The sequence below is a fragment of the Leisingera caerulea DSM 24564 genome (assembly GCF_000473325.1).
In the GTDB taxonomy this organism is placed as follows: Bacteria; Pseudomonadota; Alphaproteobacteria; order Rhodobacterales; family Rhodobacteraceae; genus Leisingera; species Leisingera caerulea.
The window spans coordinates 2869467-2893410 of the sequence record NZ_KI421513.1 but is presented as its reverse complement, the minus strand read 5'-3'; the positions used below and the strand labels follow the sequence as shown (position 1 = coordinate 2893410).

The window sequence follows — 23944 nt, the reverse complement described above, 5'->3', positions numbered from 1 at the left end:
GTGTCAACACCAACAAAGGACCCGAAATGAGGTGTCCCCGCGGCAACATCGACAAAACAATTGAGCGCCTCCCACGGGAGGCGCTCTTAGAAGCTATCCTGGTTGTTATTGAACGCGCTAATCCTGAAGGTGCTCAGAAAACCGAACCTCCAGCTCCCGAAGCAGCGGGTCGAGAACTTCGTCAGGCAGGTCTTCGATAAGTTGACGCAAAACAGCTCGAGGGTTGTTCAAAGGGTTATCGGTATCGAGATCCTCGACTGCCGATAGGCCGAGCGCACTAACGACTTTGGTAATAGACCGGTGGCTTAGTGTGGCAGTTGAGCCGCTTGTGAACTTCGACAGCGTATTCGGTGAAAGCCCAACAGAGTTGGCCACCTTCGTCGGGTTAGTCCCTTGTGCGGCCATCAAGATGCGTATGTTGCGCCGCCGCCTTTCCCAATCCACGCCATCCATGTCCAGTCTCCATATTTGGAGCAAGGTTATCACGCTGGCATGTGATTTTCTCAACCTGTATTTTTTTGCAGGTTAACCGATTTTATGATTTTTGTCATAATTTTCCGTTGCAAATCATAATCTCTTATGATTTTCTTGCATCAATCATAATGCGAGACAACGATGATCAACACACCTCACCAGCACATTGTCCCCGTGATCCCCTCCCCTGAACAGTTTGCGCGGTGGGTGGAAGGATCACTGGACCGGCTCCCCACCCGCGCAAGTCACTACCTCTTAGTCGAGGGAAAGCCCGGCTCAAAAAACCGGGTTTCGAACTTCCTGAAGAACCCGAACAACCTGCGACTGGAGCTTGCATACGAGCTGCAACGTCAGATCCTGACAGATGCAGTGCGCTATGGCGTAAACCTCGATCCGATAAAGATCGAGCAACTCGCTTCAATAATTCGCGCTTCCTGAGCGGAGTGTTGGATATGCGTCATTCGACCTCAGCGGCCGAAAAGAGTTGCTCGCCGCTGCTTTATAGCCAGTCCCGCCCGCCTGCCGGTAGCGGCCTGGTTCAACTTCCCGGCAGCCATGGGGATGCGCTGCCGGGGCCTTTTTCTTCCCGCTTACCACTCGCCGGAACGGGTCCCAGCCTTGCCGCATTTCTGGCGGGCTGGGGCCAGCGGACGCGCGCGTGGTGGCCCCGCACGGCTGACTTGGCCGGTGACATCATTGGCGCGGCCTGTGTGCTCGCCCTGCCCTTCCTGTTTTTGTTTGGAGCCTTCCTGACATGAGTGCCGAAATCTTCGACTTTCCCAAGACACCGCATGAACGCGCCAAAGCGGTGATCGAGGCCGCCAAAGAGTATGCCCGCGCACGTGAGGCATTTGACGCGGCTGATAAGACCTTGGCGCAGTCCGGTCAGCGCGACACCGGGCAGTTCAGCGACGAACTTGACGCCGCCGCTGACCGGCTCGGCGCCACCCAGCAGCGGGTGGCTGATCTGACGGTGGCACTGACGGTGGACGGTGCCTTGCACGACCTCAGCGAGCTTCTGGCAGCCGCTACCGCAGGCCGCCCCTGATGCCCGGCGCGCAGGTCATAAAAGGCGGTGTAACGCCTGGCTTGCACGCCCAGTCCCCCGGTCAAGCTGCAGAGAACGGCACACCGGCCCATGAACACCCTCAAATTCAACACGAAGGAGCATCCCCAATGACCCCTCCGAATTGGCAGAAAATTCAAACGCTGCCCGTTGCCGACATCCAGGTGGAGGAACGCCTGCGTACCGCCTCCGCCACGGCGGTGGCCAGCATCGTTTCATCCATCCAAGAGGTGGGCGGCATCCTGCAGCCGCTGCTGGTGCGCCGGATCAAGGACGGCTACCGGCTGATGGACGGCCTGCACCGGCTGACCGCCGCCAGGGAGGCCGGGCTGGATGAAGTGCCAGTCAAGGTCACCGAATGCACCAATGACGAGGCGATCCGCATTGAGGTTGACGCCAACGTCGCCGGCGCTCCGCTGACCCCGCTGGACATGGCGGTGTTCCTGGCGGAGCACAAGAAGCTGTATGAGCTGGACAATCCGGATAGCACCCGGGGCAAAGCTGGGGCGCGCGGCCGCTGGAATGCAACTGACAAAATGTCAGTTGCATCGTTCGCCGCCAACGCCGCAGAGGTGTTCGGCAAGGGAGAGCGCCAGATCTTCCGCCTGATTAGCGTCGGCGAAAAGCTGTCCAAAGAGGAAATCGGCCAACTCCGCTGCGCCCCGAACAGGGTGCAATTTAAGGACCTGGAACACATCGCCAAATGCGGTGCGCAGTCAGACCGCAGCGAGATCTGCGCAGCCTTGGGAGCAGGCGAGGCGAAATCCGCGAAAGAGGTGCTGGACCGGAAGAAGGCCCCCGGAGCGGCGACGGTGTCTTCCGCGGAAGCGCAGTCCGGCAAGATCGGCGACGCCTTTTCCCGGGCATCAAAGGCCGCGCGGCTGCAATTTGTCCGCACCCACTTCGACGACCTGGCTGCCTTGCTGGCCGAGGCCCAGCAGCAAGCCGCCGCGGGTGAAGTCGTGCCTTTTTCCAGTAAGCGGGAGGCGGCACAGTGACCGGCGATCTGTCTCCAGCACAGGAATGGTGGTCCGCTGCGGATATTGCCGCTGCGCGCCTGCCCGGTTTGCCCGGCAGCGTCCGCGGCGTGAATGCCTATGCCGAGCGGGAAGGCTGGAAGGACAATCAGGAGGCGCTGAAGCGCAGGCCGGGCCGCGGCGGCGGTCTGTTCTTCCACTGGTCTTTGCTGCCGCTAGAAGCCCGTTTAAAGCTCTTTGAACAGGGCGTTAAAGCCCCTGCAGAACCTCCCGACCGGACGACGGCCTGGCTGGCTTACGAAAAGCTCTCCGACGCTGCCAAAGCTGAAGGCCAACGCCGCCTGGATGCCCTGAACAAGGTGGAGCTGCTGCACAGCAGCGGAACGACCCAAGTGCAGGCTGTGGCAATCATCGCGGCGGAGGTGAGCGTCAGCCCTCGCACGGTGTATAACTGGATGGAGTTGGCCGAAGGTGTCGCGGCCGAAGACCGTCTCGCATACCTGGCGCCTCAGCCGCCCAGGAAGCGTGTCAGGAAGGAAGACCGCACCCAGTACAAGCCCTTCATGGACTGGCTCAAGAGCGCCTACCTGCGGCTGGAAGGCCCGGACTTCGCTCCCTCCTACAGATCCGCGGTGAAAATCGCGGAGCGGGAAGGCTGGCCCTACCCGATCCAAAAAACTGCCAAGCGCTGGCTGGATGCCGAGGTGCAGCGCACAACCCAGGCCTATCTGCGCCAAGGCGTCAAAGGCCTTATGCGCTGCTTCCCGGCTCAGATCCGCGACCGCACCGGCCTTCACGCGATGGAAGCCGTGAACGCGGACTGCCACAAGATCGACGTCTTTGTGAAATGGCCCGACGGCACCGTGAACCGGCCTCAGATCGTTGTGTTCCAGGACCTGTATTCCGGCAAGTTCCTGTCCTGGCGTGTGGACCACGACCCCAACAAGGTCATGGTGATGGCCGCCTTCGGCGAAATGGTCGACACCTGGGGCATCCCCAAGCGCTGCCTGTTCGACAACGGCCACGAATTTGCGAACAAGTGGATGACCGCCGGCGCTCCTACCCGGTTCCGGTTCAAGATCCGCGAGGATGACCCGGTCGGCGTTCTGCCATTGCTGGGCATCAAGATGCACTGGGCAAACCTCGCCAGCGGCCAGTCCAAGCCGATTGAACGCGGCTTTGGGGACGTGGCCAAGGTTATCGCCAAGGACCCCCGGTTCGCAGGCGCCTATGTCGGAAACCGCCCGACCGCCAAGCCGGAAAACTACGGCAGCCGCGCGATCAATGCGGCCGAGTTCCTGGAAGTGTTTGAAGAGGGCATTGAAGAGCACAATGCCCGCACCGGGCGTCGCTCCGATACCGCAAAAGGCCGGTCCTTCGACGAGACCTTCGCGGAAAGCTACGCCTCGGCGCCGGTTCTGAAGGCGACGGAGGAACAGCGCAATCTCTGGCTGATGGGCCAAGACACCGCCAAGCTGCACAAGCACAACGGCAGCCTGACCTTCCACGGCAATGTCTACCACTGCGACTGGATGAGCCAGGAAGCCAACCGCAAGATCGTGGTGCGCTTTGACCCGGAGGACCTGCACAGCGGCGTCCATATCTACGGTCCCGAAGGCGGTTACCTGGGCTTTGCCGAGTGCCAGCAGAAGATCGGTTTCTTCGACTTGGAAGGCGCACGTGCCACCGCAAAGCGAAAGCGTCAGATTGCCAAGGCGGAGAAGAAACTTGCCGAGCTGCACGCCCCGCACTCGCCAGAGCAGCTTGCCGCCGACCTGAACAAGCATCGCGAGGAAACCACGGCCCTGATGGAAGCCAAGGTGGTGAAGCCAGTGTTCGCGAAGACTCCCAGGGTTTCAAACTTCCGGCAGCATTCCGACCCCAACGCGGAAGCCGCGCAGGAAGCACTTATCCTGGAAATGGATGGCGGGCGTAAGAAGCCTGCGCCTGCAAGCAAACAGGAGGAATTCAAGGTGGCAGGTACACCGGAAGAACGGTTCAGCCAGGCGCAGGACATCGAGCGCAGGCAGCAGAACGGCGACCCTGTCGGGGACCGCGAAGCGGCCTGGCTGGAGGGCTACCAAAGCCATTCGGAATACGAGGCGCTGGCAGCGCTGAAGCAGGCATTCGGCGGCAATAACGCCGGGTAGATCACAAAAGAAAGCCGCCGCCTGGATGGACCCCACGGCGACGGCATTGATTGACTAGGAGCGAGCATGACACAGACATTGGAAATCGGCAATAGCGTACAGCCGCTGACCAACGTTGCAACGATGGCAGCACTGGTAAAGGAGCTGCAGAACCGGACCTTTGGAATGCCTGGATTGGGCGTATTTTACGGCTATCCGGGCTATGGCAAGACGTTCGGGGCGATTTTCTGCGCGTCGGCGTTTGACGTCATCCATATTTCCATGCAGGGCGACTGGACTAAGAAGACCTTCCTGGAACGGCTGTTGCACGAACTGGGCCTCCCGCCCAAGCGGGTCGTGCCTGATATGGTTCTGCAGGCTTGCGAGGCGCTGGCGCAGGACGGCCGGACTCTGATCGTTGACGAGGCTGACTATGCCTTCCGCCGCGGCGTCATCGAGCTGATCCGGGACCTGCACGATGGGTCGGACACACCGGTCATCATGATCGGCATGGAGGAATTTCCGCAGAAGCTCCGTAAATACGAACTCATCGACAGCCGGGTCATGTCCTGGGTGGCTGCCCAGCCCGCGACCCTGAAAGACGCGGGCTTGCTGGCCAGCGTCTACGCCGAAGGCGTGGAGGTTGCCGATGATCTTCTGGACGCCATCCTGGAGCGCAACACCGGCAACGTTCGGCGCATGGTGACAGATCTTGCCCAGGTCAAGAGCGAGGCGCGTAAGATGGGCCAGACCGCTATATCCCTTCAGGATTGGGGCGGCATCGAATTCCGCCGCAAGGACGCACCCAGCCCGCGCCGGGGGTTGAAATGATCCGGATCACAACCCGCAACGCCGCTGAAAAAGAGATCCTGGAATTCATCCAGACCCGCCTGCGGTTCACCCACCAAGACGTCGCTACCTATTGCGAAGCGAGCGATTGGGCGCGTCAGAATTTCTTACGCTCGCTGCAGCGTAAAGGCCTTGTGACCGAATGCGGCAAAGAAGGCTCCACGCAGTACTATACTGTCTGGGGCAAAGATGAGGCCGCGGATATCATCGCGGCCGCGCAAGGACGCGAGCTGGATACCGCCTGGTCGCAGGAGCGGCTTAGCAAGCTGCTGGAAAAAATGCGCCAGAACGGCACTGAGGTTGAACTGCCCACCACCGAACCACGCGGCCCGGAAGAGCAGCAGATTTGGAAGTACGTTTCGGAGCGCCCCTATTTCACATCGGCGGATGTAGCCTCCATCTGCGCGTCTGAAGCCATCCGGACGCGGTTCCTGAACCGTCTGAAGCAAGCCGGCATCATGAGGGTGTGGGGCCGCAGCCAGGGCAAAACCTTCCTCACCGTTAAGTCCCCGGCAGAAGCCCGGAAAGATGCGAAAGGCAAGCGCGGCACGAAGGAAGGCTCAATCTGGTCCGCGATGCGTCAGCAGAAGCGGTTCCGGCCGATTGACCTGTTTGCCGCACTGTCCCCAGCCCGCCCGGACATCTCCCAGAAGTGCATTCTGGACTATTGCCGGACCTTGCGCCGTGCAGGCTACCTCCGCACCGCTGCCCGCACCCGCATTCTGCAGAACGAAACCCCTCTGGTCCTGATGAAGAACACCGGCCCGCTGCCCCCGCAGAAGCGGAGCATGACAGTCGTCATCGACACCAACGATGACAAAATTGTCTACGCACCTGGAGGGCGCCTGTGATGAGCGACCGCCTGATTGTTGCCAAGGATGCCTGGGGCGACGAGCTGCCCGACTGGATCCGGGTTCTGGTGCAGGAGTGCGACCAGTCTTCGCAGAAGAAAGTCGCCGCGAAACTGGATCTCAGCGCCACGGTGGTAAGCCAGACCATTCGCAATGCCTATCCCGGCAGCATTGCAATGGTCGAACAGGTCGTGCGCGACGTCTTCATGAACGCGCCGGTTCACTGCCCTGCCCTGAAAACAGAGATCTCCAGTGCCGCTTGCCTGGCCCACCGCCGCCGCGCCGAGACCTGGTCCCATTCGAACCCGTTCCGGGTCCGGATGCAGCGGGCCTGCCGCGCCTGCCCGAAGTTCAACAAGGAAACCTAGACCCCGCGCCACCCGCGCAAAACCGAAAGCATCACTCATGACTGAATACTCCCCCCAAGACACACCACAGAGCGAGTTCAAGCCTGCGGAGATCCCCAGTGGCAAAGTCGAAGCCAACGGCAAAACCTACATGGCGGATGCCAAAGGGGCGCTGGTGCCGCTGGAGCTGGTGAAAGCCCAGGACCAGTTCCAGGACGAAACCGTGCGCAAGATCATCGGTTATGCCATCGCACTGAGCGAGCAGACGGCGCGCTTCAAGGCTCACGTGTTCGAGGACATTTCGACCTTTGAAGATGTGCTGGCGATGGAATATGGCGCCACCCTGGGCGGCCCCAAGGGCAACAAAACGCTGATGAGCTATGACGGGCTGTTCAAGGTCAGCGTCCGCACCGCGGATCGCTTTGACTTCGGCCCAGAGCTGCAGATTGCCAAGTCCCTGGTGGACGAATGCCTGAGCGACTGGACGTCCGGCGCCCAGGCCGAGCTGCGCGCGGTCGTTACCGACGCCTTTAATGTTGACAAGGAAGGCAAGATCAACCGGGCGGCACTGCTGAAGCTGAAGAAGCTGGAGATCAAGGACGAACGCTGGCAGCGCGCCATGAAGGCTATCAAGGACGCGGAGCGCGCGGTGGGCAAGGCGACCTATGTCAACTGCCATCAGCGCCCCGCCCCTGACGCTCCCTGGGAGCATATCTCCATCGACCTGGCCAAAGCGTGAGGTGCCCCGATGAGCGCTTTGACCTTCTTCGACCGCCGCACGTCCGTTGAGGTTTCCGGCGATGACACCCCGGTGTCGGGCGGGGTGCGGGCGGTCCTGGAACGCGGCTATGGCGGGCGGGTGAATTCCGGCCGCCTGGACACCGAACTGCTGGCCGCCACCCCAGAGGAGCTGAAGGACCTTTCCCGCGCCCAGGGCCTGCCTTTGAGCATCCTGCAGCGCCGCAGCGAAATGCTGGAGGCCGCTTTGGCCCGGCAGATTGCCGGCTAACCCAAGATGAGGAGAGAAAGAATGTCTGAGCCTTCAGTACCTGCAAAATTCGCAGATCTCACTATCCCCCCGGTGGCCGCTGCCGTTCACGTCAAACTGGAGGGCCAGGACTGCCCCTGGAGCATGGAAATCCCGCTGGAGCAGGCCCGCGATATGGAGGCCGACGGCTTCACCGTCCACTGGCTGCAGCCAAAATCCGCAATCACCCAAAGCCAAGCCCCTTCAACCCAATCCTGAAGAATTGGAGCCGGAACATGGCAATGACGAAAGACGAAATCAGGGAAAGCCTGCGACGCGGTTTCAGCGCCTACGCAACGAAGCAACATCGCGCCGGACTGGTGCTGGGCGGGCGCCTGTCCGTGGTAAAGCAGAACGCTGCTCTGGCGAAGATGCCCGACGACGAGTTCGACGCGCTGGCCAGGGAGGAAATGGAGCGCGCCATGCAGCGCATGAAGGCCCAGCAACAGGCGTTCCACCCGGTGGCGCCCGTGCATGACATCGAAGAGGTGCTGTCATGACCGCCAACCTGAAAAGGCAGATCTTCGCGCAATGCCGGGAACTCGGCATGGACAATGACGCCCGCCAGGAAATGCAGCTGCAGGTCACCGGCAAAAGCTCGCTGACCGACATGGGCCAAGCTGACCTTTTGAGGGTGGTCAGCCACCTGAAGGAAGCCGGGGCGAGCACCCGCCCCGGCGGCAAGAAAAAGCACCCGCGCGCCAAGCACGGCGGCGTGCGGTTCATCCATGTGCTGTGGAGCCTGCTTGGTTCCCGCGGCGAACTGAAGGACCCGACCCGCGCAGGCCTGAACAAGTTCATCCGGTCGCGCTTCGGCGATACCTGGGGCGCGGAGGTGGCGGACGTGGACATGCTCATCGAGCATGAGCAGATCAGCGACGTGATCAACGCGCTTACAGACTGGTGCTGGCGCGCCGGCATCGAGCTGGAGCAGTAGATCATGAAGCCCCCCCGCTACTTCGTTTCCGACAAAGCCGTGATCCGGCACCTGGAGCTGGCCGAAGGGCTGAATGTCAACGCCGTGCGCCGGAAGATCCGCCGCAAGGTCGAACTGGCTGAGGGCCACCCGGAGGCAACCGCCGTAATCAGCGGCGGCCGCCGGTACGTCCTCGAAAATGGCGTGGTGACGACCGTCACTCCAGCAAGCACCCTGGGCAAGCGCTCCAGACGGAAGCACCGCAAAGGGAGGGGCTGATGGGCGACGTCACCCCGACCTTTCCGCGGCCGACCGCCCAGGTGCAGCCCTATTTCGAAGTGCTGGGCCTTGAGGACACCCTGAAGTTCCTGGAGGCGTTCGGCGGCACCGAAGTCAGGTACTCCCTGAAGCCCCGGCAAACCTCAAAGCTTGTGGGCGTTGTCGGTTATGCAAAGGCAAAGGCGCTCGGCTCTGTGTCGCACCGCTTGCAGCGGCGCACCCCAATTGCCAAAGAATGGCGCGCCCGGGTCTACCGCTCAAAGGGCTTGAATATTGCCGACATTGCCCGCAAGCTCAGCGTGTCCGACGTCACGGTTCGAAAGTACCTGGACGAACGGCCGCCAGGCGATGAGGCGCAACTTTCCTTCTTCTGAAAAATAGCCCGCAAGCCGTTGCGGGCATTTTTTTTGCGCCGCGCCCGCCATCCTGAACCCCATTCAAACGGGGTTTAAAGGGGCCGGAAATGGGCATCCAAGGCGGCAAGGTTACAGGCATCGAATTTCAGGAGGCAAAGTGGTCAGGCGGTCAGATCACGCCGAGCCTGGTCGTTCTGCATGACACGGCCAGCAGCCTGAAGCCCGGCAGCGCCGCCTATTACCTCCAGAACAATGACGCCAAGGTGTCCGTTCATTTCGTGATCGAACTGGACGGGACCACTGTGCAGCAGGTTCGGACTGGCGACAGGGCCTTCCATGCCGGCACGTCCGAATATCACGGGCGCAAATGGTGCAACGGCTTTTCCATCGGTATCGAGCTGGTGAACCCCGGCCGCATGACCCGCAGCTCGGCGACCTACGCCCGCACCTGGTTCGGCCAGAAGCTCGACATCGGCTTGCACGGCATCGAGGAGGCTGAGACCCTCGAACACGGGCGCGGCCTGTGGATGCCCTACCCGGAGGCGCAGATCAGTGCCCTGCTGAAGCTGTTGCAGACGCTGTTCTCCTCAATCCCGACTCTCGAAGACATCACTACCCACTGGTACATTTCGCCGGGCCGCAAAGTGGACTCAAATCCTCTGTTCCCGCTGGAGCACGTCCGGGCACGCATCCTCGGCCGGGACGATCCGGCCGAGGCGGAGTTGGAGGAGCGGTCGGTGTCCTCCGCCGAGGAAGAGATGGCCATCGTCAACGTCCCCGGCGGGGCGCTGAACATGCGCAAGTGGCCCAGCTTCAATCCGAACATCATCACGGAAATCCCCGATGGCACACCGCTCCCGGTGATTGCTTCGGGTTCTTTCAGCGGCCGCCAGTGGCTGAAGGTCTTCTACGGCGGCGCCGTGGGCTGGATCGTCAAGCGCTACGCCGACCCCGTCACCTTTTCTGAACCCGGCTTCAAGGGAGGCCCCAAATGAAGCACAAGGACAAAATCATCCGGTTCCTGGGCGGCATCGCCCCGACCATCGCCACCGCCCTTGGCGGCCCTATGGCGGGGGTTGCGGTTAAAGCACTGGCAAAGGGACTGCAGGGCAATGAGGACGCCAGCGAAGCGGCTGTCGAGGAGGCGCTGCTCAATGCTGCGCCCGCCGACCTGGTGAAGCTGAAGCAGATCGAAGCCGAGTTTGCCGCCCAGCTCCAGGAAGCCGGCATCGAGCTGGAGCGCATCGCCGCCGGGGACCGGGCCAGCGCGCGCGACCGGCAGGTCAAGATGCGGGACTGGACCCCGGCCGTCCTCGGCGTGCTGATCATCGCCGGTTTCTTCGGCGTCCTGTCTGCGATCTTCTACCTCGGCCTGCCCGATGACGGCGGCGAAGTGCTGCTGATCATGGTTGGCGCGCTTGGTGCCATGACCAGCCAGGTGGGCAACTACTTCTTTGGCTCTTCGACCGGCTCCAAGGAAAAGCAGCAGATCATCGCCGCCAGCATGACAGGCGGTGCAGCATGATCCGGATCATCGCCCTTGCAGCCGCCATCGCCATTGGCTCCGCCGTTCAATTCGGCTGGGCAGCGTCTCCCGCGGTTGCCGTGACCTGTTTTTCAACGTTCGACCTCATGGCCGGCGCTTTGCTGGATCAATACAGCGAGCTGCCCATTGCGGAGATGCTGGCAAAGAACGGAAACACCATTCACCTGTTCATTGCTCCAAACGACGGCACCTGGACCATCGTTTCCACGGAACCGGGCGGCGTGTCCTGTGCGCTCGGCTACGGCGCAGACTTTCAGGCTCTCGGGCCTCCTGGTCCGGAGCACACCGGGGAGCTGCACTGATGGAGTTTGACCCGACCTTCACGTGGTCCAACATCGTGGCCTTCGTGACACTGGCGGTTTCTCTCGGAACCGCCGTTTACGCCTGGATCAGCTCCCGCCGGACGAATGTCGAAGAGCGCTTCAAGCAAGGGTCCGACCGGATGGACCGGCACGAAAACCGGCTGCTCGCCCTGGAGCATACGGTCAAGGAGATGCCGAGCCGGGAGGACGTTCACAAGATTGAACTGGCGATGGAGCGGGTGAACGGAACCATGGGCCGCATGGAAGCCGTGCTGGAGGGGAACCAGCAAATTATGGGCCGCCTGGAAAGCATCGTCTCCCGCCACGAAGACCACCTACTTAAAGGGAGCCGCTGATGAGTTACCACGAAACCGTGCGCGAGCACGCACGAATTGCCATTCTCCGCTTTCTGGAAGATGCGCCGGCATACACCTCCAACGCCTCGATGCTGGGTACCCAATTGCCTAGGCTCGGCATCGCTTTCACGCGCGACCAGGTCGCAACCGAACTGCATTGGCTGCAGGAGCAGGGCTTGGTCTCCCTGGAAGACAACAGCGGTTTCATCGTGGCCACTGCGACGACCCGCGGCGTGGAGATTGCCCAAGGTATTGCCCGCCATCCGAACATCCAGCGCCCCCGCCCCGGGAGGTAACCCATGCCGCCTCCCAAGAAACTTGATCTGGTCCCGGTGGAGATCCGCCACCGGCTGGCCAAGGCGCTTCAGGACCGCGGTTTTGGGGACATTATCGGCGTGACCGAGGACCTGAACTTCTGGCTTGAGGAGGAAGGGCTTTGCCTGACAGTCGGGAAGACGGCCGTCGGCGAGTTCTCCAAGCTGCTGAAGACACAGCGCGAGGCCTTCGCCATTGCGGAGACGCTGCTCTCGGACATGGACATCGAGGCGGAAAGCGGGATGCACCGGGCGCTCATGCAGATGATCGCCGCTGCGATGTTCCAGCTGATGCAGGCCGTGGCCGAGAAAGGCGAGCACATCGACGCCAAAAGCCTGGCAAACCTGGCGCGCACCCTGAAGGATCTGATGCACTCGGCCGGGCTTCGGGAAAAGATCATGGAGGCGGAGCGCGAGCGTATCGCGGCCGAGGCCCGCCGTCAGGCCCAGGACGAGATGGCCGGCCGGGTGGAAGGGGCTGTGGCGGAGGCTGGCCTGAGTGCCGAGCGCGCGGCGGACCTGCGCAAGAAGCTCCTGGGGGTGCGGTCGTGACCGCACAAAACCCTGCAGACCTGGCACCGGAAAAGCCTGTCCTCTCCCGGGATGCCGCGAAGCTGCCGGAGGGGCTGAACCTCGGCACCGATCTGCCGGAGGATCTGGATCCGCTGGCAGACGGGATCCTGATGGCGCACCAGAGCGCCTGGCTTGAAGACAAGAGCGACTTGAAAATCGCTGAGAAGGGGCGCCGAACCGGCATTACCTTCGCCGAGGCCCTGGACTGCGCGATCACCGCCTCCACCAGCCGCACCGGCGGCGGCAGCAATGTCTTCTACATCGGCGACACCAAGGACAAGGGCCGGGAGTTCATCGGCTATGTCTCTCACTTCCTGAAGGTGGTGGCCGACGAGCTGGCGCAGATTGAGGAGTTCATCTTCAAGGACCAGCGCGAAGACGGTTCCTCCAAAGATATCTCGGCCTACCGGATCACCTGTGCCAGCGGCTTCCGGGTTGAGGCGCTGTCCTCGAACCCGGCCAACATCCGCGGCCTCCAGGGCGTGGTGGTCATTGACGAGGCTGCCTATCACCGGGATGTGCGGGAAGTCATCGACGCGGTGAACGCGCTGCTGATCTGGGGCGGCAAGGTGCGGGTGATCTCCACCCACAAAGGCGTGCTGAACGCCTTTAACGAGCTGATCCGCGAGGCCAAGGCCGGGAAGAACGGCTTCAAGGTCCACCACATCCCATTCAGCCAGGCCGTCGAGAACGGACTGTTCAAGCGCGTCTGCCTGATGAAAGGCGACGACTGGTCTCAGGAGGCGCAGGAGGCGTGGGAAAAGAAGATCCGCAGCTCCTATGGCTCCCGCACCGCGGCAATGCGCCAGGAGCTGGACGCCATCCCGGCCGAAGCCGAGGGCGCAGCCCTGACCCGCGTCCAGATCGAGGCCTGCACCAAGCAGGGCATTCCATACGAGCGCTGGACCCAGCCGGACGAGTTCAAGAACAAGCCCGACGATGTGCGCAAGCGCGCTGCCCTTGAGTGGTGCAAACTGAAGCTGAAGCCGGTCCTCGACAGGCTGAACCCCGACAGCAAGCATGTGATGGGCGAAGACTTTGCCCGCTCCGGTGACGCCACAGACATCGTGATCAAGGAGATCACCCCCGCGCTGGTGCGCGAGACCAAACTGCTGGTGGAGCTGCGCAACATCCCCTTCGACCAGCAGCGGGACATCCTCTACTACATCTGCGACCGGCTGCCGAACTTCGTTAAAGGCGCATTGGATAAGACCGGCAATGGCGCCTACCTGGCGGAAAAGGCCACTCAGCGCTACGGCAGCCAGATCATCATGGAGGTGAGCCTCAGCCGGGAATGGTACGCCCGCGAGATGCCGCCTTACATTGAGGCCTTCAGCGACAAGACCATCGTCCTGGTGGCCCATGCCGATGTTGTCCAGGACCACCAGTCGCTGCAGTTCGTCGGCGGCATCATCAAGGTCCCCGAAGATTTCCGGATGAAGGGCACCGACGGGCTGACCCGGCACGGCGACAGCGCCATCGCCAGCGCCCTGGCCTTCTACGCCAGCAATCAGCCGTTCGGCGAAATCGGCTACCGCGCCGTCAAGAAACCCCAGGGCAGCGAAGGGATGGCCATGACCAGCGCCGAGCGCCTGGCCCGCAACCGCGCCGCAGACCATGCCGCCCGCAGCCCCTGGGCCGGACCGCTCGGCGCCCGTATCCGAGGAGGGGTGTGATGCCTCACAAGAAGAACCGCCGGAAGCAGATCCAGGCCAAGAAGCGCGCTGAGCAAAAGGCCAAGGAGCTGCGGCCGGGAGCGGCGAACCGGCCCCAGCTGCAGGCGGGCAGCTCCGCCTTCAGCGCAACCCGCCTTTTCCTGGGCGCTATGCTGCGGGGGGGACGGTGATGGCCGAACGCTACCAGCTCGTGGATCCCTACGGACGGCCGGTCAAGCGGGAGCTGCTGAACCAGGAAGTGGCGAAAGCGGAATTCGGCACGATCCGCTCGCCAGCCACCGGCTACCCGGCCGACGGGCTGGACCCGGTGCGCCTCGCCACCATCCTGCGCCAGGCCGACCAGGGTGACCCGGTCAGCTATCTGGAGCTGGCGGAGACCCTGGAGGAGCGCGATCCGCATTACCTGGCAGTGCTGGGCACCCGCAAGCGGTCTGTGAGCCAGCTGGACATCACCGTTGAGACCAAGGGCACGACCAAGGACTGCGAGAAGCACGCCGATGCCTTGCGCGACTGGCTGACCCGCGACGAGCTGCAAACCGAGCTGTTCGATATGCTGGACGCGGTCGGCAAAGGCTACTCTTTCACGGAAATCATTTGGGAGCACTCCGGCGGCATGACCATCCCCGCCCGGCTTGAATGGCGCGACCCCCGCTGGTTCCGCTTCAAGCGGGAGGATCTGCGCACACCGGTGATGCTGTCCAACGGCGGCCAGGAGGAGGATCTGCCTGCCTTCAAGTTCGTATTCACCACCATGAAGGCGAAGTCCGGATTGCCGCTCCGCAGCGGCCTCGCCCGCGTAGCGGCCTGGACGTGGATGTTCAAGGCCTTCACGCAGCGGGACTGGGCCATCTTCACCCAGACCTACGGCCAGCCGATCCGGGTCGGCAAATACAACTCGTCCGCGTCGGAGGCGGAGAAGGACACCCTTTTCGGCGCGGTTGCGAACATCGCCGGTGACTGCGCGGCGATCATCCCGGAAGGCATGGCCATCGAGTTCATCGAGGCCAAGAGCGCCAGCTCCTCCAGCGACCTCTATAAGGAACGCGCAGTCTGGCTGGACGAACAGACCTCCAAAGCCGTCCTGGGGCAGACCGCAACCACCGACGCCAAGACCGGAGGCCTGGGATCGGGCAAAGAGCACCGGGAAGTCCAGGAGGACATTGAGCGGGCGGATGCGGTGCAGCTGCGCGGGCACATCAACCAGCAGCTGGTGCGCGCCTTCGTCGATTTGAACTACGGGCCGCAGAAGATCTATCCGCGCTTGAAGATCGGCCGCCCGGAGGAGGAGGACCTGGTGGCCTGGACCGAGGGCGTAACGCCTTGGGTGGACCGCGGGCTGGTGGTGTCGGAACAGGAGGTTCGCGGCAAGTTCGGCCTGGCCGCGCCTGAGAGCGGAGAGAAAACCCTGGGCAAAAAGCCCGAAACCCCACCGCAGGACGATGTGCCGACCCCGGAAAAGGGCGGCAAGCGCCCTGAGAGCGAATTTAAACGGGGTTTAAACGGGGTAAGCGGGGGTGCGGAAGGGGAAGACGCGCTGCAGGCCGAACAAGCCCCTTCTGGGGCCTCTGAGCCGTTCTCGCCGGTTTCGGCTCTGACCGGCCGGCTGGAGCGGGAAATGGCGCCTGCGATGGATGACACCATCAAGCAAATTGAAGGAATGCTGGAAGCCTCCTCGGATCTGGAGGAGTTCCGCGAATATCTGCTGAGCGCCTTCCCGAAACTGAGCACCGGCCAGCTGACACAGGTAATGGCCCAGGCGATCACCGCCAGCGTCACCGCCGGGATGGCAGCGGTCGAGGACGAAGCCGGTGCCTGATCAGTTCTCAGCCATTTTTCGGCAGCCGTTCAAGGAACAGGTTGCCGCCTTCCGGCTGCGGCTTGGCGACCTGGTGCCCACCTCCACTTGGGAGGATCTGCGCCACAGCGCTCATGACCGCGCCTTCATGGTCGCGGGCGCCACGAACGCGGATCTATTGTCAGACCTGGCAGCGGCCGTGGACAAGGCTATCGCTGACGGCACCGGCTTTGAGACCTTCAAGGCGGATTTCAGGGCCATTGTCGAGAAGCACGGCTGGCACGGCTGGACTGGCGAAGGCACCCCCAAAGGTGAAGCCTGGCGGATGCGGACCATCTACCGCACCAACATGCGCACCAGCTATATGGCCGGGCGCCTGGCGCAGCTCCGGAACGGCAATTTCCCGTTTTGGGTCTACCGGCATGGCGGCTCGGCCGAACCGCGCCTGCACCATCTTGCCTGGGACGGGCTGATCTTGCCTGCAGACCATCTATTCTGGGCCACCCACTACCCGCCCAATGGCTGGGGCTGCTCCTGCCGGGTGTTCGGTGCCCGCTCCGTCGCCGGGGCCATCCGGCGCGGCGGCAAGCCAGAGGTGGAGCTGCAGCCGGGCTGGGACAAGCTGGACCCAAGGACCGGGGCGCCCGCCGGGATTGGAAAGGGCTGGGGCTACGCGCCAGGTTCAACCGTCAGCGAAACCGTGCTGCAGCTCCGCGAGAAGCTGGACAAGCTGAACGAGCGCCCTTCGGTCGACCTGATCCAGAGCTGGGTGGCCGGCGGCCCGTTCGACACCTGGCTGAAAAACCCGCAGGGCAACTTCCCCCTGGTCCGCCTGAAGGCAGAGGACGCCAAGGCCATAGGCGCCCAGCGGATGGTGGCGGACATTTCGCCCCAGACCGCCGCAAAGCAGCTCCGCGAACATCCGGAGCTGACGGCAGCCGACTATGCAATGGCCCAGGCAACGGTCAGCCAGGCGACCCACCGCATTCCGGACGGCGCGCGCAGCCTGGTGTTTGTTCGCGCAGCAGATGCCGACGGCCATGTGCTGGTGGTCAAGGCCACTCAGACCGGCCAGGGCCTGTTCGTCACCAGTTTCAGAAGGTTGAGCGGCGATGCCGCCAAACGCGACCGTGAGCTGCAGCGCCTGCTGCGTAAGAGCGGTCGCCTCTAAGAACACTTCCCTCGCCGCCAGGCGGGGGGATCGGGTGTCTCACCACCCTTTCCCGCGCAAACATCCGTTCAAAGCGTCTGCGCCGGCACAAGAAAGCTCAGTGCCGCCCGGCTCCCGCGAGAGCAAGGCGGCTTCTATTTGGGAATCACCAATGACTACAATGGAGAAAGTAGCACCCGCGGCGCCTGTAGCGCCTTGGCTTGGCGGCAAAAAAGCCCTGAGCCGCCGGATTATTGAGCGGATCGAAACAGTGGAGCACTCCACCTATGCCGAACCCTTTGTCGGCATGGGCGGCGTGTTCCTGCGGCGGGCTTGGAAACCCAAGCTGGAAGTGGCCAACGACATCAATGGCGAGATCACCAACTTGTTCCGGATCCTGCAGCGCCATTTCCCGCAGCTCATGGACGTGATGCGGTTCCAGATTTCATCGCGCCGGGAGTACGAGCGGCTGCGCCAAGTCAACCCGGAAACGCTGACCGACCTGGAGCGCGCTGCGCGTTTTCTGTACCTGCAGAAACAGGCATTCGGGGGCCAGCACGACGGCACCTTTGGCGTCTCACCAACCCATGGCCCCCGGTTCAGTCTCAGCCGCCTGGAGCCAATTCTGGATGCAGCCCACGAGAGGCTGCAGAACGTGGTGTTCGAAAATCTGGACTGGGCGGAGCTGGTGCAGCGCTACGACACCGCCGGCACGCTGTTCTATCTGGATCCGCCCTACTTCGGCGGCGAGAACGACTACGGCAAAGACATGTTCGACCGCGGCCAGTTTCAGAAAATGGCCGACCTGCTGGCGGGCATCAACGGCAAGTTCCTGCTGTCGATCAACGACCGGCCGGAGATCCGCGAGATCTTTGCTGCATTCCGTTTTGAGGAGGTCCGCCTGAAATACACCGTCGCACAGAAAGCGGCGACGGACGCAGCGGAGCTGTTCATCACCAATTTCGAACCGCGGCTGACGCTGCTTTAGGAGGAGAGAAACAGGCGGCGGGGCCTCCCACCCGGCAATGCCGGAAACCCCGCATAACGCTCCAGCCGCTAGGACTGTGCTACGGCCGGGAGAATATCACCGTGTCGCGCCTGCAGGAGAAAGATAGCCATGACCGGACTTGTTTACAACACCGACACCCTTGACCCGATGCTCCAGGCGGTGCGTGAAGCGCTGGAAGACCCGTCTGAGGCCATGGCCGATATTGGCGAGCTGTTGCTCAGCTCCAGCCAGGACCGGATGCAGCGCGGCGAAAACCCCGACGGCAGCCCCTTCGCGCCACGGTCACCGGCAACGCTGGCCCGTTATGCCAAGCTGGGGCTGACCTTCGGCGCGCCGCTGAATGTCAGCGGTGATATGCGAAACCACCTGTTCTACGAGGCCAGCAAGGACGGCGTCGAATACGGCTCCAATGCGATTCAATCAGCCGTGATGCAGTTCGGGGCCGCGAAGGGTGCTTTCGGCACCGCCTCAAACGGGTCTTCAATCCCCTGGGGGGACATCCCGGCGCGGGAGTTCATCGGGATCTCGGAGGAGGATCAGTCCAACATCGTCCTGGAGCTGGAAGAATGGCTTCAGGACGCCGCTGACGGCGAGGGTTGACCGGCGGCGCCAGCCGCGCCAACCTGCCCGAAGCGCTCCCGCAGAAAAGTGCCCGCAAACCGTTGCGGGCATTTTTTGTTTTCCGGTCCTGCGACATTGGCGGACATGGGAAAAGAGTTTGAAACCACCACTATCGCGCTGCAATCCGAGATCCCCGCCAGCCAGGACGGCGACGGGGTTCCGGAGTGGGTGCAGCTTCTGCCTGCGGCGTCCGGTGTGGTTCGCACCAACGACAGCCGGGGGCCTTACAATGTAGCCGACGCTCAGAAAGTGATCGACAGCAGCTTTGCCAGCTCGGCCAAGCTGCCCATTGACGAAAACCACGCACTGGATCTTGCCGCACCCAAGGGGCTGCCCGCCCCCGCCCGCGGCTGGATCACCGAAATGCAGGCGCGCGAAGACGGCATCTGGGGCAAGGTCGAATGGACCGAAGCTGGCCAGGCGCTTCTGAAGGACCGCGCCTACAACGGGATTTCTCCCGTCATCACCCTGCAAAAACCCAAAGGCCGGGAGATCCTGGCCATCCCGCGCGCGTCTTTGGTCAACCGGCCGAACCTGCAGGGCATGACCGCGCTTCATCACCAGGAGACCGAAACCATGGAGTTTCAGCAATTCGTCGCCACGCTGCTGGGCCTCAAGCCCGATGCCAGCGAGGAGACCCTGCGAACTGAACTGAACGCCCGCCTGGAAGGCGGCAATGATGAGCTGCAGTCCCAGATGGGCGAAATCGGCATTGCCCTGGGCTGTGCAGAGGGCGCCAAGGCGGTCGACATCGTGGCCGCGGCCAAGACCGCGGGTGCGGACACCAGCAAGGACGCCACCATCGAGGCGCTGCAGTCCACTCTCACCGAGCTGAGCGCAACCGTCACCTCCCTCCAGGATGGCAACAAGAAGTCCTCGGCCGAGGCCTTTGTCGACGGCGCCATCAAGGAAATGCGTGTCGGCGTCCAGGCCAGCCGGGACCACTACATCACCCTGCATCAGCAGGATCCGGCGATGGCTGAAAAGCTGATCAACGGCCTGCCGAAGCTCACCCAGTCCGGCACCACAATCCTGCCGCCTGCGCCGAAGGAAGGTGAGGTTTCGCTGAACTCGGAAGAGAGCAGCGTCACCACCCAGCTCGGTCTCAGCGCCGAGGAGTTCGCCAAAGCAGAGGAGGCAAGCTGATGACCGCCCTGACCAGTGACCGCAACACCCCGAAAGCCCTGGGCGGCAACAAGGTCGGCAAGGCCGCCGCAGCCGTCCGGATTTTCACCGGCGCCATCGTCATGCGCAACGCTGCCGGCTACCTGACCAAGGGCCAAACCGCCCTGAACCTGGTAGCGGTTGGCCGCGCCAGCGAGCATGTGGACAACCGCCTGGGTGCTGATGGCGATCTGGATGTGCCTTACGATCCCGGCATCTCCCGATTTGCCAACTCCGCAGGTGCCGACGAAATCACCATCGCCGACATCGGGCAGATGTCTTTCGTCGTGGACGACCAGACCGTCGCCAAGACGGACGGCACTGGCACCCGCTCCCGCGCCGGCTTCATCGACAATGTGGACGCCCAGGGCGTCTGGGTCCGCTTCGATGAAGCGCTGACCAACGCAGGCTAAGGAGGCCGCAATGCACATCAATTCCTCAACTCTTGAAGCCGTTCGCAGGGGCTTTAAAGCGCATTTTAACCGCGGTCTCGGCCAGGCTGCCTCGCAGTACGAGCGGGTCGCAACGGTGGTTCCATCGACCGCTGGCGAGGAGACCTACGGCTGGCTCGGCCAGATGCCGAACATGCGCGAATGGGTCGGCGAGCGCCATGTCCATGGTATTTCGGAGCACGCCTACACCATCAAGAACAAGGACCACGAACTGACCATCGGCGTGGACCGGAACGCGATCAAGGATGACAAGATCGGCGTCTACGCTCCGATGTTCGAAGAGATGGGCCGCTCGACCAAAGCACACCCGGACCAGCTGGTCTTCAGCCTGCTGAAGAACGGCTTCACTTCGCCCTGCTACGACGGCCAGAACTTCTTCGACACCGACCATCCGGTGCTGGACGAAAACGGCGAGGTGATCACCGTCTCGAACACTTCCGGCGGCGCTGGCGCTCCCTGGTTCCTGCTGGATACCAGCCGGGCACTGAAGCCGATCCTGTTCCAGGAGCGCGAAAAACCGAACTTCGTCGCCCTGGACAACCCGCAGGACCCGAATGTCTTCAGCAAGAAGAAGTTCATCTACGGGGTGGATGGCCGCTCCAACGTCGGCTTCGGCTACTGGCAGATGGCGCATGGCTCCAAGCAGACGCTGGACGCCGCCAACTATGAGGCCGCCCGCGTGGCGCTCACCAGCCTGAAGGGTGACCATGGCCGCCCGCTGGGCATCACCCCGAACCTGCTGGTCGTTGGCCCCTCCAACGAGGGCGCAGCCAATCGCCTGATGAAGAACGAGCAGATCAACGGCTCGGACAACGAATGGCGCGGCACCGCTGAGGTGCTGATGGTTCCCTGGCTGGCGTAAGGAGCTGATCTGATGAACGCAGAACGCAAAGCTCTGTTCGCCCGCGCCGCTGAACTCAAGCTGGATCTGGCGAAAAACACGTCCACCGACAACCTGAAGAAAGCGATTGCCGAGGCTGAAGCCAAGGCGGCCGCTCAGGCAAAGGACGCGAATGGCGATCCGGAGACGGGCGCCAAGGCTGCTGAAACGGGACAGCAGCCGGACACCGGGGCGGCACCTTCCCCCGCCGCCCCGGCGACCCAGTCCGGCGACGAGGACGCCGCACCGGGCGACCAGGGCGACCAGGACGGCCAGGACGGCCAGGACGGCCAGGACGGCCAGGACGGCCAGGACGAAGCTGCTGAAGGCTTTGTGGTTGTCCAGGGGCCGGAGCGTGGCCGCTGGCGGATCGGGCGCAAGTTCAGCCGCGACGAGACCAAAATCCCGCGCGCAGATCTGAGCGACGACGACATTGCGGCGCTGATGAACGACCCGGAGCTGATCGTCTCCGTCCGCTGACCTTGCAGGCGGCGCCCCGCGCGCCGCCTCCCCCTTCCCGAACCCCGAGAGCGTCATGACCTACAGCACCCAGGACAAGCTGATTAAGCGCTACGGCGAGAGCCTGCTGATCGAGCTGACCGACCGCGCCGAAGTGCCGACCGGCCAGATCGACCCCACGGTGGTCACCGATGCCATCACCGGCGCCGCGGCCCTGATCGACGGCCACCTGCAGGGCCGCTATGTGCTGCCGCTCTCGGAAACCCCGCCCCTCATCGAGGAGCTGGCGGAGCAGATCGCCATCTACAAGCTGCACCTCTACGAGCCGGACGCCAAGAAGGTGGAAGAGTACAAGGACGCCAAGGCCACCCTGCGCCAGATTGCCAAGGGTGAAGTGCGCCTGCCGGTGCAAGGCGTGGAACCGGCCACACAGCCCGGCAACGGGGTGCGCGTCAACGACCGGAAGCGGCCGCTGACCCCGGATAACCTGAAAGGGTTTATCTGATGATCGACGCGCTGATTGCCCGGCTGAATTCTGAGGTGCCCGCACTGCACCATCGCGCATCTGGCGTGCTGTCCTTCACCGAGCTGATGAACAGCAAGCGCCTGCCCCAAAACGCCAACGCCTATGTCTGCCCGAACGGCATCAAGGGCGGCAAGGCCCAGGATGGAACCGGAGTGTTCAGCCAGGAGCTGGCTGAGAGCTATTCCGTGGTCCTGGTGGCGTCTTCCCAAGACAAGGCCGGGCGCAAAGCCCTGGCGGAGGCCAGCCCTCTGATCAAGGCCGTGATCGGGGCCGTCGCGGGCTGGGCGCCGGAACAGGGGCCCGGGGTGTTTCAGGTCGGCGGCGGCCGCCTGCTCGGCTTCAAGGAAGGCCGGATGTTCTACGAGCTGGTCTTTTCCATCAACACGCAACTGAGGATCGCGCAATGAGCAAGAACCCCCTGCCCCAAACCGGCGGCAGCTTCATCCGCAAGCCTGACGGCAAGCTGCAGCAGGTCGAAAAGCCCGCCGCGGACCCGAAACCCAAATCCCCCGCTCCGGCCAAACTCGCCGCTGCGCCCCGCAAGGAAAAGGAGGCATAAATGGCCGCCCCGATGTACTGGCGCGATAAGCGCATCCTGTTCAAGCTGGAAGGCACCTACGGCACCGACGCCGCCCCGACCGGCGCGGCCAATGCTATCCTGGGCTTCGACGTCACCCTGAAGCCGATGGAAGGCCAAGACCAGGAGCGCGATCTGGAACAGCCCGGCATGAGCGCCAACGGCACCATTCCGCTGGACCTGCACTCCAAGCTAACCCTGACCGTTGATCTCAGCACCTCCGGCGCCGCGGGCACCGCACCGGCCTGGGGGTCGCTCCTGCGCGCTTGTGCTGTGGCCGAAACCATCACCGCCGGCACCTCTGTTGAGTACACCCCCATTGTGAACGGCCAAGAGTCGGGCACGGTGCATATCAGCATCGGCGGCACCCGCTACGTCATGCTGGGCACCCGCGGCACCGCAGAGTTCATGCTCGATGCGCAGGCCACGCCGAAGATCAAGTTCGACCTGACCGGCCTATTCACGCTTCCGGCAGACACCGCCGCACCCGCCGTCGATCTGGCGTCGTGGACCGAGCCGCTGGTGGTCAGCCACAACAACACCCCGGTGTTCACCATCGGCGGCACCGCCCTGGTCATGAAAACCGCCAAGCTGGCCTTGGGCAACAAGGTGGAGCCGCGCTTCCTGGTGGGTGCTGAGCGGGTGCTGATCACCGACAAGTCGGAGCTGTTCGAGACCACCGTGGAAGCCCAGCAGCTGGCCGCCTTCAACCCGTTCCAGATGGCGATGGCGATGACCCAGGTGCCTGTCGCTGTGACCCACGGCACCGAGGCGGGCAAGATCGCCAGCCTGTCCCTGCCGACCGCGCAGATGCAGCGGCCGGGGCTGTCGCAATCCCAAGGCATCAAGGAATGGTCCCTGCGCCTGGTGCCCCGCGCCGCAACTGAAAACGGCCAGTGGTCGATGACCCTCACCTGACCCCAGAAAGGAGCATTCCCGTGTTCAATGTGCTTGAAAGCCCCACCTTTACCCGCCCGGTGAAAGTCCAGGTTCCCAAAGGCGACGGCGTCGAAGAACAGGTGTTCAAAGCCACCTTCAATGCGCTGGATGAAGCCGAACTGGAAGGCCTGTCCATGGCCACCGCCGATGAGACCAAAGACTTCCTGCGCCGGGCGGTTCTGTCGATGGATGACCTGGCGGGCGAAGACGGCAAGCCTATCCCCTACAGCGATGAGATCCGCGAAGCGGTGATCGCCAAGCCCTACGCCCGGATCGCCCTGATGGGGGCCTACCACCTCAGCATGAACGGGCTGCTGCCGGGAAACTGATCTGG

Annotated in this window: 36 protein-coding genes; 35 read left to right on the top strand and 1 reads right to left on the bottom strand. The window is 63.0% G+C overall.

Annotated elements, in window-relative coordinates; all coding sequences use genetic code 11:
• Nucleotides 1-117 precede the first annotated feature (117 nt).
• On the bottom strand, nt 118-453 hold the full coding sequence (locus CAER_RS29825; RefSeq protein ID WP_154667807.1) for a helix-turn-helix domain-containing protein: 336 nt from the start codon (nt 451-453) through the stop codon (nt 118-120).
• Nucleotides 454-615: 162 nt separating this feature from the next.
• Here CAER_RS29825 and CAER_RS0121300 point away from each other — a divergent pair, with 162 nt between their 5' ends.
• The 35 genes from CAER_RS0121300 to CAER_RS0121130 all read left to right on the top strand — a co-directional run bounded on the left by CAER_RS0121300 (nt 616) and on the right by CAER_RS0121130 (nt 23939).
• On the top strand, nt 616-912 hold the full coding sequence (locus CAER_RS0121300; protein WP_027237270.1) for a hypothetical protein: 297 nt from the start codon (nt 616-618) through the stop codon (nt 910-912).
• 14 nt (nt 913-926) lie between these two features.
• Nucleotides 927-1232 (top strand): hypothetical protein, encoded by a 306-nt coding sequence (locus tag CAER_RS29820; RefSeq protein ID WP_154667806.1) that lies wholly within the window; start codon nt 927-929, stop codon nt 1230-1232.
• A complete protein-coding gene (locus CAER_RS0121295) occupies nt 1229-1522 on the top strand; it encodes a hypothetical protein (RefSeq protein ID WP_027237269.1) in 294 nt (97 codons plus the stop codon). Before CAER_RS29820 ends, CAER_RS0121295 begins: the two co-directional genes overlap by 4 nt.
• Before the next feature lie 128 nt (nt 1523-1650).
• Entirely contained in the window at nt 1651-2538 is an 888-nt protein-coding gene (locus CAER_RS28320; RefSeq protein ID WP_051357830.1) for a ParB/RepB/Spo0J family partition protein, read from the top strand.
• Complete coding sequence (locus CAER_RS0121285; protein WP_027237268.1) at nt 2535-4667, top strand: transposase domain-containing protein; 2133 nt, start codon at nt 2535-2537, stop codon at nt 4665-4667. The genes CAER_RS28320 and CAER_RS0121285 overlap by 4 nt, the downstream gene beginning before the upstream one ends.
• A 66-nt stretch (nt 4668-4733) precedes the next feature.
• The gene (locus tag CAER_RS0121280; RefSeq protein ID WP_027237267.1) at nt 4734-5477 is read left to right on the top strand and encodes an AAA family ATPase; all 744 of its coding nucleotides are present in this window, start codon (nt 4734-4736) and stop codon (nt 5475-5477) included.
• On the top strand, nt 5474-6346 hold the full coding sequence (locus tag CAER_RS0121275) for a hypothetical protein (protein ID WP_027237266.1): 873 nt from the start codon (nt 5474-5476) through the stop codon (nt 6344-6346). Before CAER_RS0121280 ends, CAER_RS0121275 begins: the two co-directional genes overlap by 4 nt.
• Nucleotides 6346-6714, top strand: coding sequence for a hypothetical protein (locus CAER_RS0121270; protein ID WP_036797504.1), 369 nt, complete (start codon nt 6346-6348; stop codon nt 6712-6714). The genes CAER_RS0121275 and CAER_RS0121270 overlap by 1 nt, the downstream gene beginning before the upstream one ends.
• Before the next feature lie 37 nt (nt 6715-6751).
• Nucleotides 6752-7432 (top strand): DUF3164 family protein, encoded by a 681-nt coding sequence (locus CAER_RS0121265; RefSeq protein WP_027237264.1) that lies wholly within the window; start codon nt 6752-6754, stop codon nt 7430-7432.
• Between the two features lie 9 nt (nt 7433-7441).
• Nucleotides 7442-7702: a hypothetical protein gene (locus CAER_RS28315; RefSeq protein ID WP_051357829.1), complete on the top strand. Its 261-nt coding sequence runs from the start codon at nt 7442-7444 to the stop codon at nt 7700-7702.
• Nucleotides 7703-7723: 21 nt separating this feature from the next.
• A complete protein-coding gene (locus CAER_RS29815) occupies nt 7724-7939 on the top strand; it encodes a hypothetical protein (protein ID WP_154667805.1) in 216 nt (71 codons plus the stop codon).
• 23 nt (nt 7940-7962) lie between these two features.
• Nucleotides 7963-8220, top strand: coding sequence for a hypothetical protein (locus tag CAER_RS28310; RefSeq protein WP_154667804.1), 258 nt, complete (start codon nt 7963-7965; stop codon nt 8218-8220).
• Nucleotides 8217-8657 carry a regulatory protein GemA gene (locus tag CAER_RS0121245; protein ID WP_027237263.1) on the top strand — a complete coding sequence of 147 codons (441 nt, stop codon included), beginning with the start codon at nt 8217-8219 and terminating at the stop codon, nt 8655-8657. Before CAER_RS28310 ends, CAER_RS0121245 begins: the two co-directional genes overlap by 4 nt.
• Nucleotides 8658-8660: 3 nt before the next feature.
• A complete protein-coding gene (locus CAER_RS0121240; protein WP_027237262.1) occupies nt 8661-8915 on the top strand; it encodes a hypothetical protein in 255 nt (84 codons plus the stop codon).
• Nucleotides 8915-9289 carry a hypothetical protein gene (locus tag CAER_RS0121235; RefSeq protein ID WP_036797499.1) on the top strand — a complete coding sequence of 125 codons (375 nt, stop codon included), beginning with the start codon at nt 8915-8917 and terminating at the stop codon, nt 9287-9289. The genes CAER_RS0121240 and CAER_RS0121235 overlap by 1 nt, the downstream gene beginning before the upstream one ends.
• 89 nt (nt 9290-9378) lie before the next feature.
• On the top strand, nt 9379-10266 hold the full coding sequence (locus CAER_RS0121230) for an N-acetylmuramoyl-L-alanine amidase (RefSeq protein WP_027237260.1): 888 nt from the start codon (nt 9379-9381) through the stop codon (nt 10264-10266).
• Entirely contained in the window at nt 10263-10796 is a 534-nt protein-coding gene (locus CAER_RS0121225) for a hypothetical protein (protein ID WP_027237259.1), read from the top strand. The genes CAER_RS0121230 and CAER_RS0121225 overlap by 4 nt, the downstream gene beginning before the upstream one ends.
• On the top strand, nt 10793-11119 hold the full coding sequence (locus CAER_RS28955; protein ID WP_051357828.1) for a hypothetical protein: 327 nt from the start codon (nt 10793-10795) through the stop codon (nt 11117-11119). Before CAER_RS0121225 ends, CAER_RS28955 begins: the two co-directional genes overlap by 4 nt.
• Complete coding sequence (locus CAER_RS0121215; protein ID WP_027237258.1) at nt 11119-11475, top strand: DUF2730 family protein; 357 nt, start codon at nt 11119-11121, stop codon at nt 11473-11475. Before CAER_RS28955 ends, CAER_RS0121215 begins: the two co-directional genes overlap by 1 nt.
• A complete protein-coding gene (locus tag CAER_RS0121210) occupies nt 11475-11771 on the top strand; it encodes a VpaChn25_0724 family phage protein (RefSeq protein ID WP_027237257.1) in 297 nt (98 codons plus the stop codon). The genes CAER_RS0121215 and CAER_RS0121210 overlap by 1 nt, the downstream gene beginning before the upstream one ends.
• 3 nt (nt 11772-11774) lie before the next feature.
• Nucleotides 11775-12341 carry a phage protein Gp27 family protein gene (locus tag CAER_RS0121205; RefSeq protein WP_027237256.1) on the top strand — a complete coding sequence of 189 codons (567 nt, stop codon included), beginning with the start codon at nt 11775-11777 and terminating at the stop codon, nt 12339-12341.
• Nucleotides 12338-14038 (top strand): hypothetical protein, encoded by a 1701-nt coding sequence (locus CAER_RS28300; protein WP_051357827.1) that lies wholly within the window; start codon nt 12338-12340, stop codon nt 14036-14038. Before CAER_RS0121205 ends, CAER_RS28300 begins: the two co-directional genes overlap by 4 nt.
• A gap of 169 nt (nt 14039-14207) precedes the next feature.
• Nucleotides 14208-15854 carry a DUF935 domain-containing protein gene (locus tag CAER_RS0121190; protein ID WP_027237255.1) on the top strand — a complete coding sequence of 549 codons (1647 nt, stop codon included), beginning with the start codon at nt 14208-14210 and terminating at the stop codon, nt 15852-15854.
• The gene (locus tag CAER_RS28295) at nt 15847-17004 is read left to right on the top strand and encodes a phage head morphogenesis protein (RefSeq protein ID WP_036797497.1); all 1158 of its coding nucleotides are present in this window, start codon (nt 15847-15849) and stop codon (nt 17002-17004) included. The genes CAER_RS0121190 and CAER_RS28295 overlap by 8 nt, the downstream gene beginning before the upstream one ends.
• 160 nt (nt 17005-17164) lie before the next feature.
• On the top strand, nt 17165-17971 hold the full coding sequence (locus CAER_RS0121180; RefSeq protein ID WP_027237253.1) for a DNA adenine methylase: 807 nt from the start codon (nt 17165-17167) through the stop codon (nt 17969-17971).
• A gap of 129 nt (nt 17972-18100) precedes the next feature.
• On the top strand, nt 18101-18592 hold the full coding sequence (locus CAER_RS28290; protein ID WP_036797495.1) for a phage virion morphogenesis protein: 492 nt from the start codon (nt 18101-18103) through the stop codon (nt 18590-18592).
• Nucleotides 18593-18697: 105 nt separating this feature from the next.
• Entirely contained in the window at nt 18698-19759 is a 1062-nt protein-coding gene (locus CAER_RS28285) for a phage protease (RefSeq protein ID WP_051357826.1), read from the top strand.
• Nucleotides 19759-20190, top strand: coding sequence for a hypothetical protein (locus CAER_RS0121165; RefSeq protein ID WP_027237252.1), 432 nt, complete (start codon nt 19759-19761; stop codon nt 20188-20190). The genes CAER_RS28285 and CAER_RS0121165 overlap by 1 nt, the downstream gene beginning before the upstream one ends.
• A gap of 10 nt (nt 20191-20200) precedes the next feature.
• Nucleotides 20201-21091, top strand: a complete 891-nt coding sequence (locus tag CAER_RS0121160; RefSeq protein ID WP_027237251.1) for a Mu-like prophage major head subunit gpT family protein — start codon at nt 20201-20203, stop codon at nt 21089-21091.
• A 12-nt stretch (nt 21092-21103) separates the two neighbouring features.
• Nucleotides 21104-21589, top strand: coding sequence for a hypothetical protein (locus tag CAER_RS30215; protein ID WP_027237250.1), 486 nt, complete (start codon nt 21104-21106; stop codon nt 21587-21589).
• Nucleotides 21590-21644: 55 nt separating this feature from the next.
• Entirely contained in the window at nt 21645-22073 is a 429-nt protein-coding gene (locus CAER_RS0121150; protein WP_027237249.1) for a gp436 family protein, read from the top strand.
• The gene (locus CAER_RS0121145) at nt 22073-22501 is read left to right on the top strand and encodes a phage tail terminator protein (protein WP_027237248.1); all 429 of its coding nucleotides are present in this window, start codon (nt 22073-22075) and stop codon (nt 22499-22501) included. Before CAER_RS0121150 ends, CAER_RS0121145 begins: the two co-directional genes overlap by 1 nt.
• Entirely contained in the window at nt 22498-22653 is a 156-nt protein-coding gene (locus CAER_RS29810) for a hypothetical protein (protein ID WP_154667803.1), read from the top strand. The genes CAER_RS0121145 and CAER_RS29810 overlap by 4 nt, the downstream gene beginning before the upstream one ends.
• The gene (locus tag CAER_RS0121135; RefSeq protein WP_027237247.1) at nt 22654-23589 is read left to right on the top strand and encodes a phage tail tube protein; all 936 of its coding nucleotides are present in this window, start codon (nt 22654-22656) and stop codon (nt 23587-23589) included.
• A gap of 20 nt (nt 23590-23609) precedes the next feature.
• Nucleotides 23610-23939 (top strand): hypothetical protein, encoded by a 330-nt coding sequence (locus CAER_RS0121130; protein WP_027237246.1) that lies wholly within the window; start codon nt 23610-23612, stop codon nt 23937-23939.
• The last annotated feature ends 5 nt before the right edge of the window (nt 23940-23944 follow it).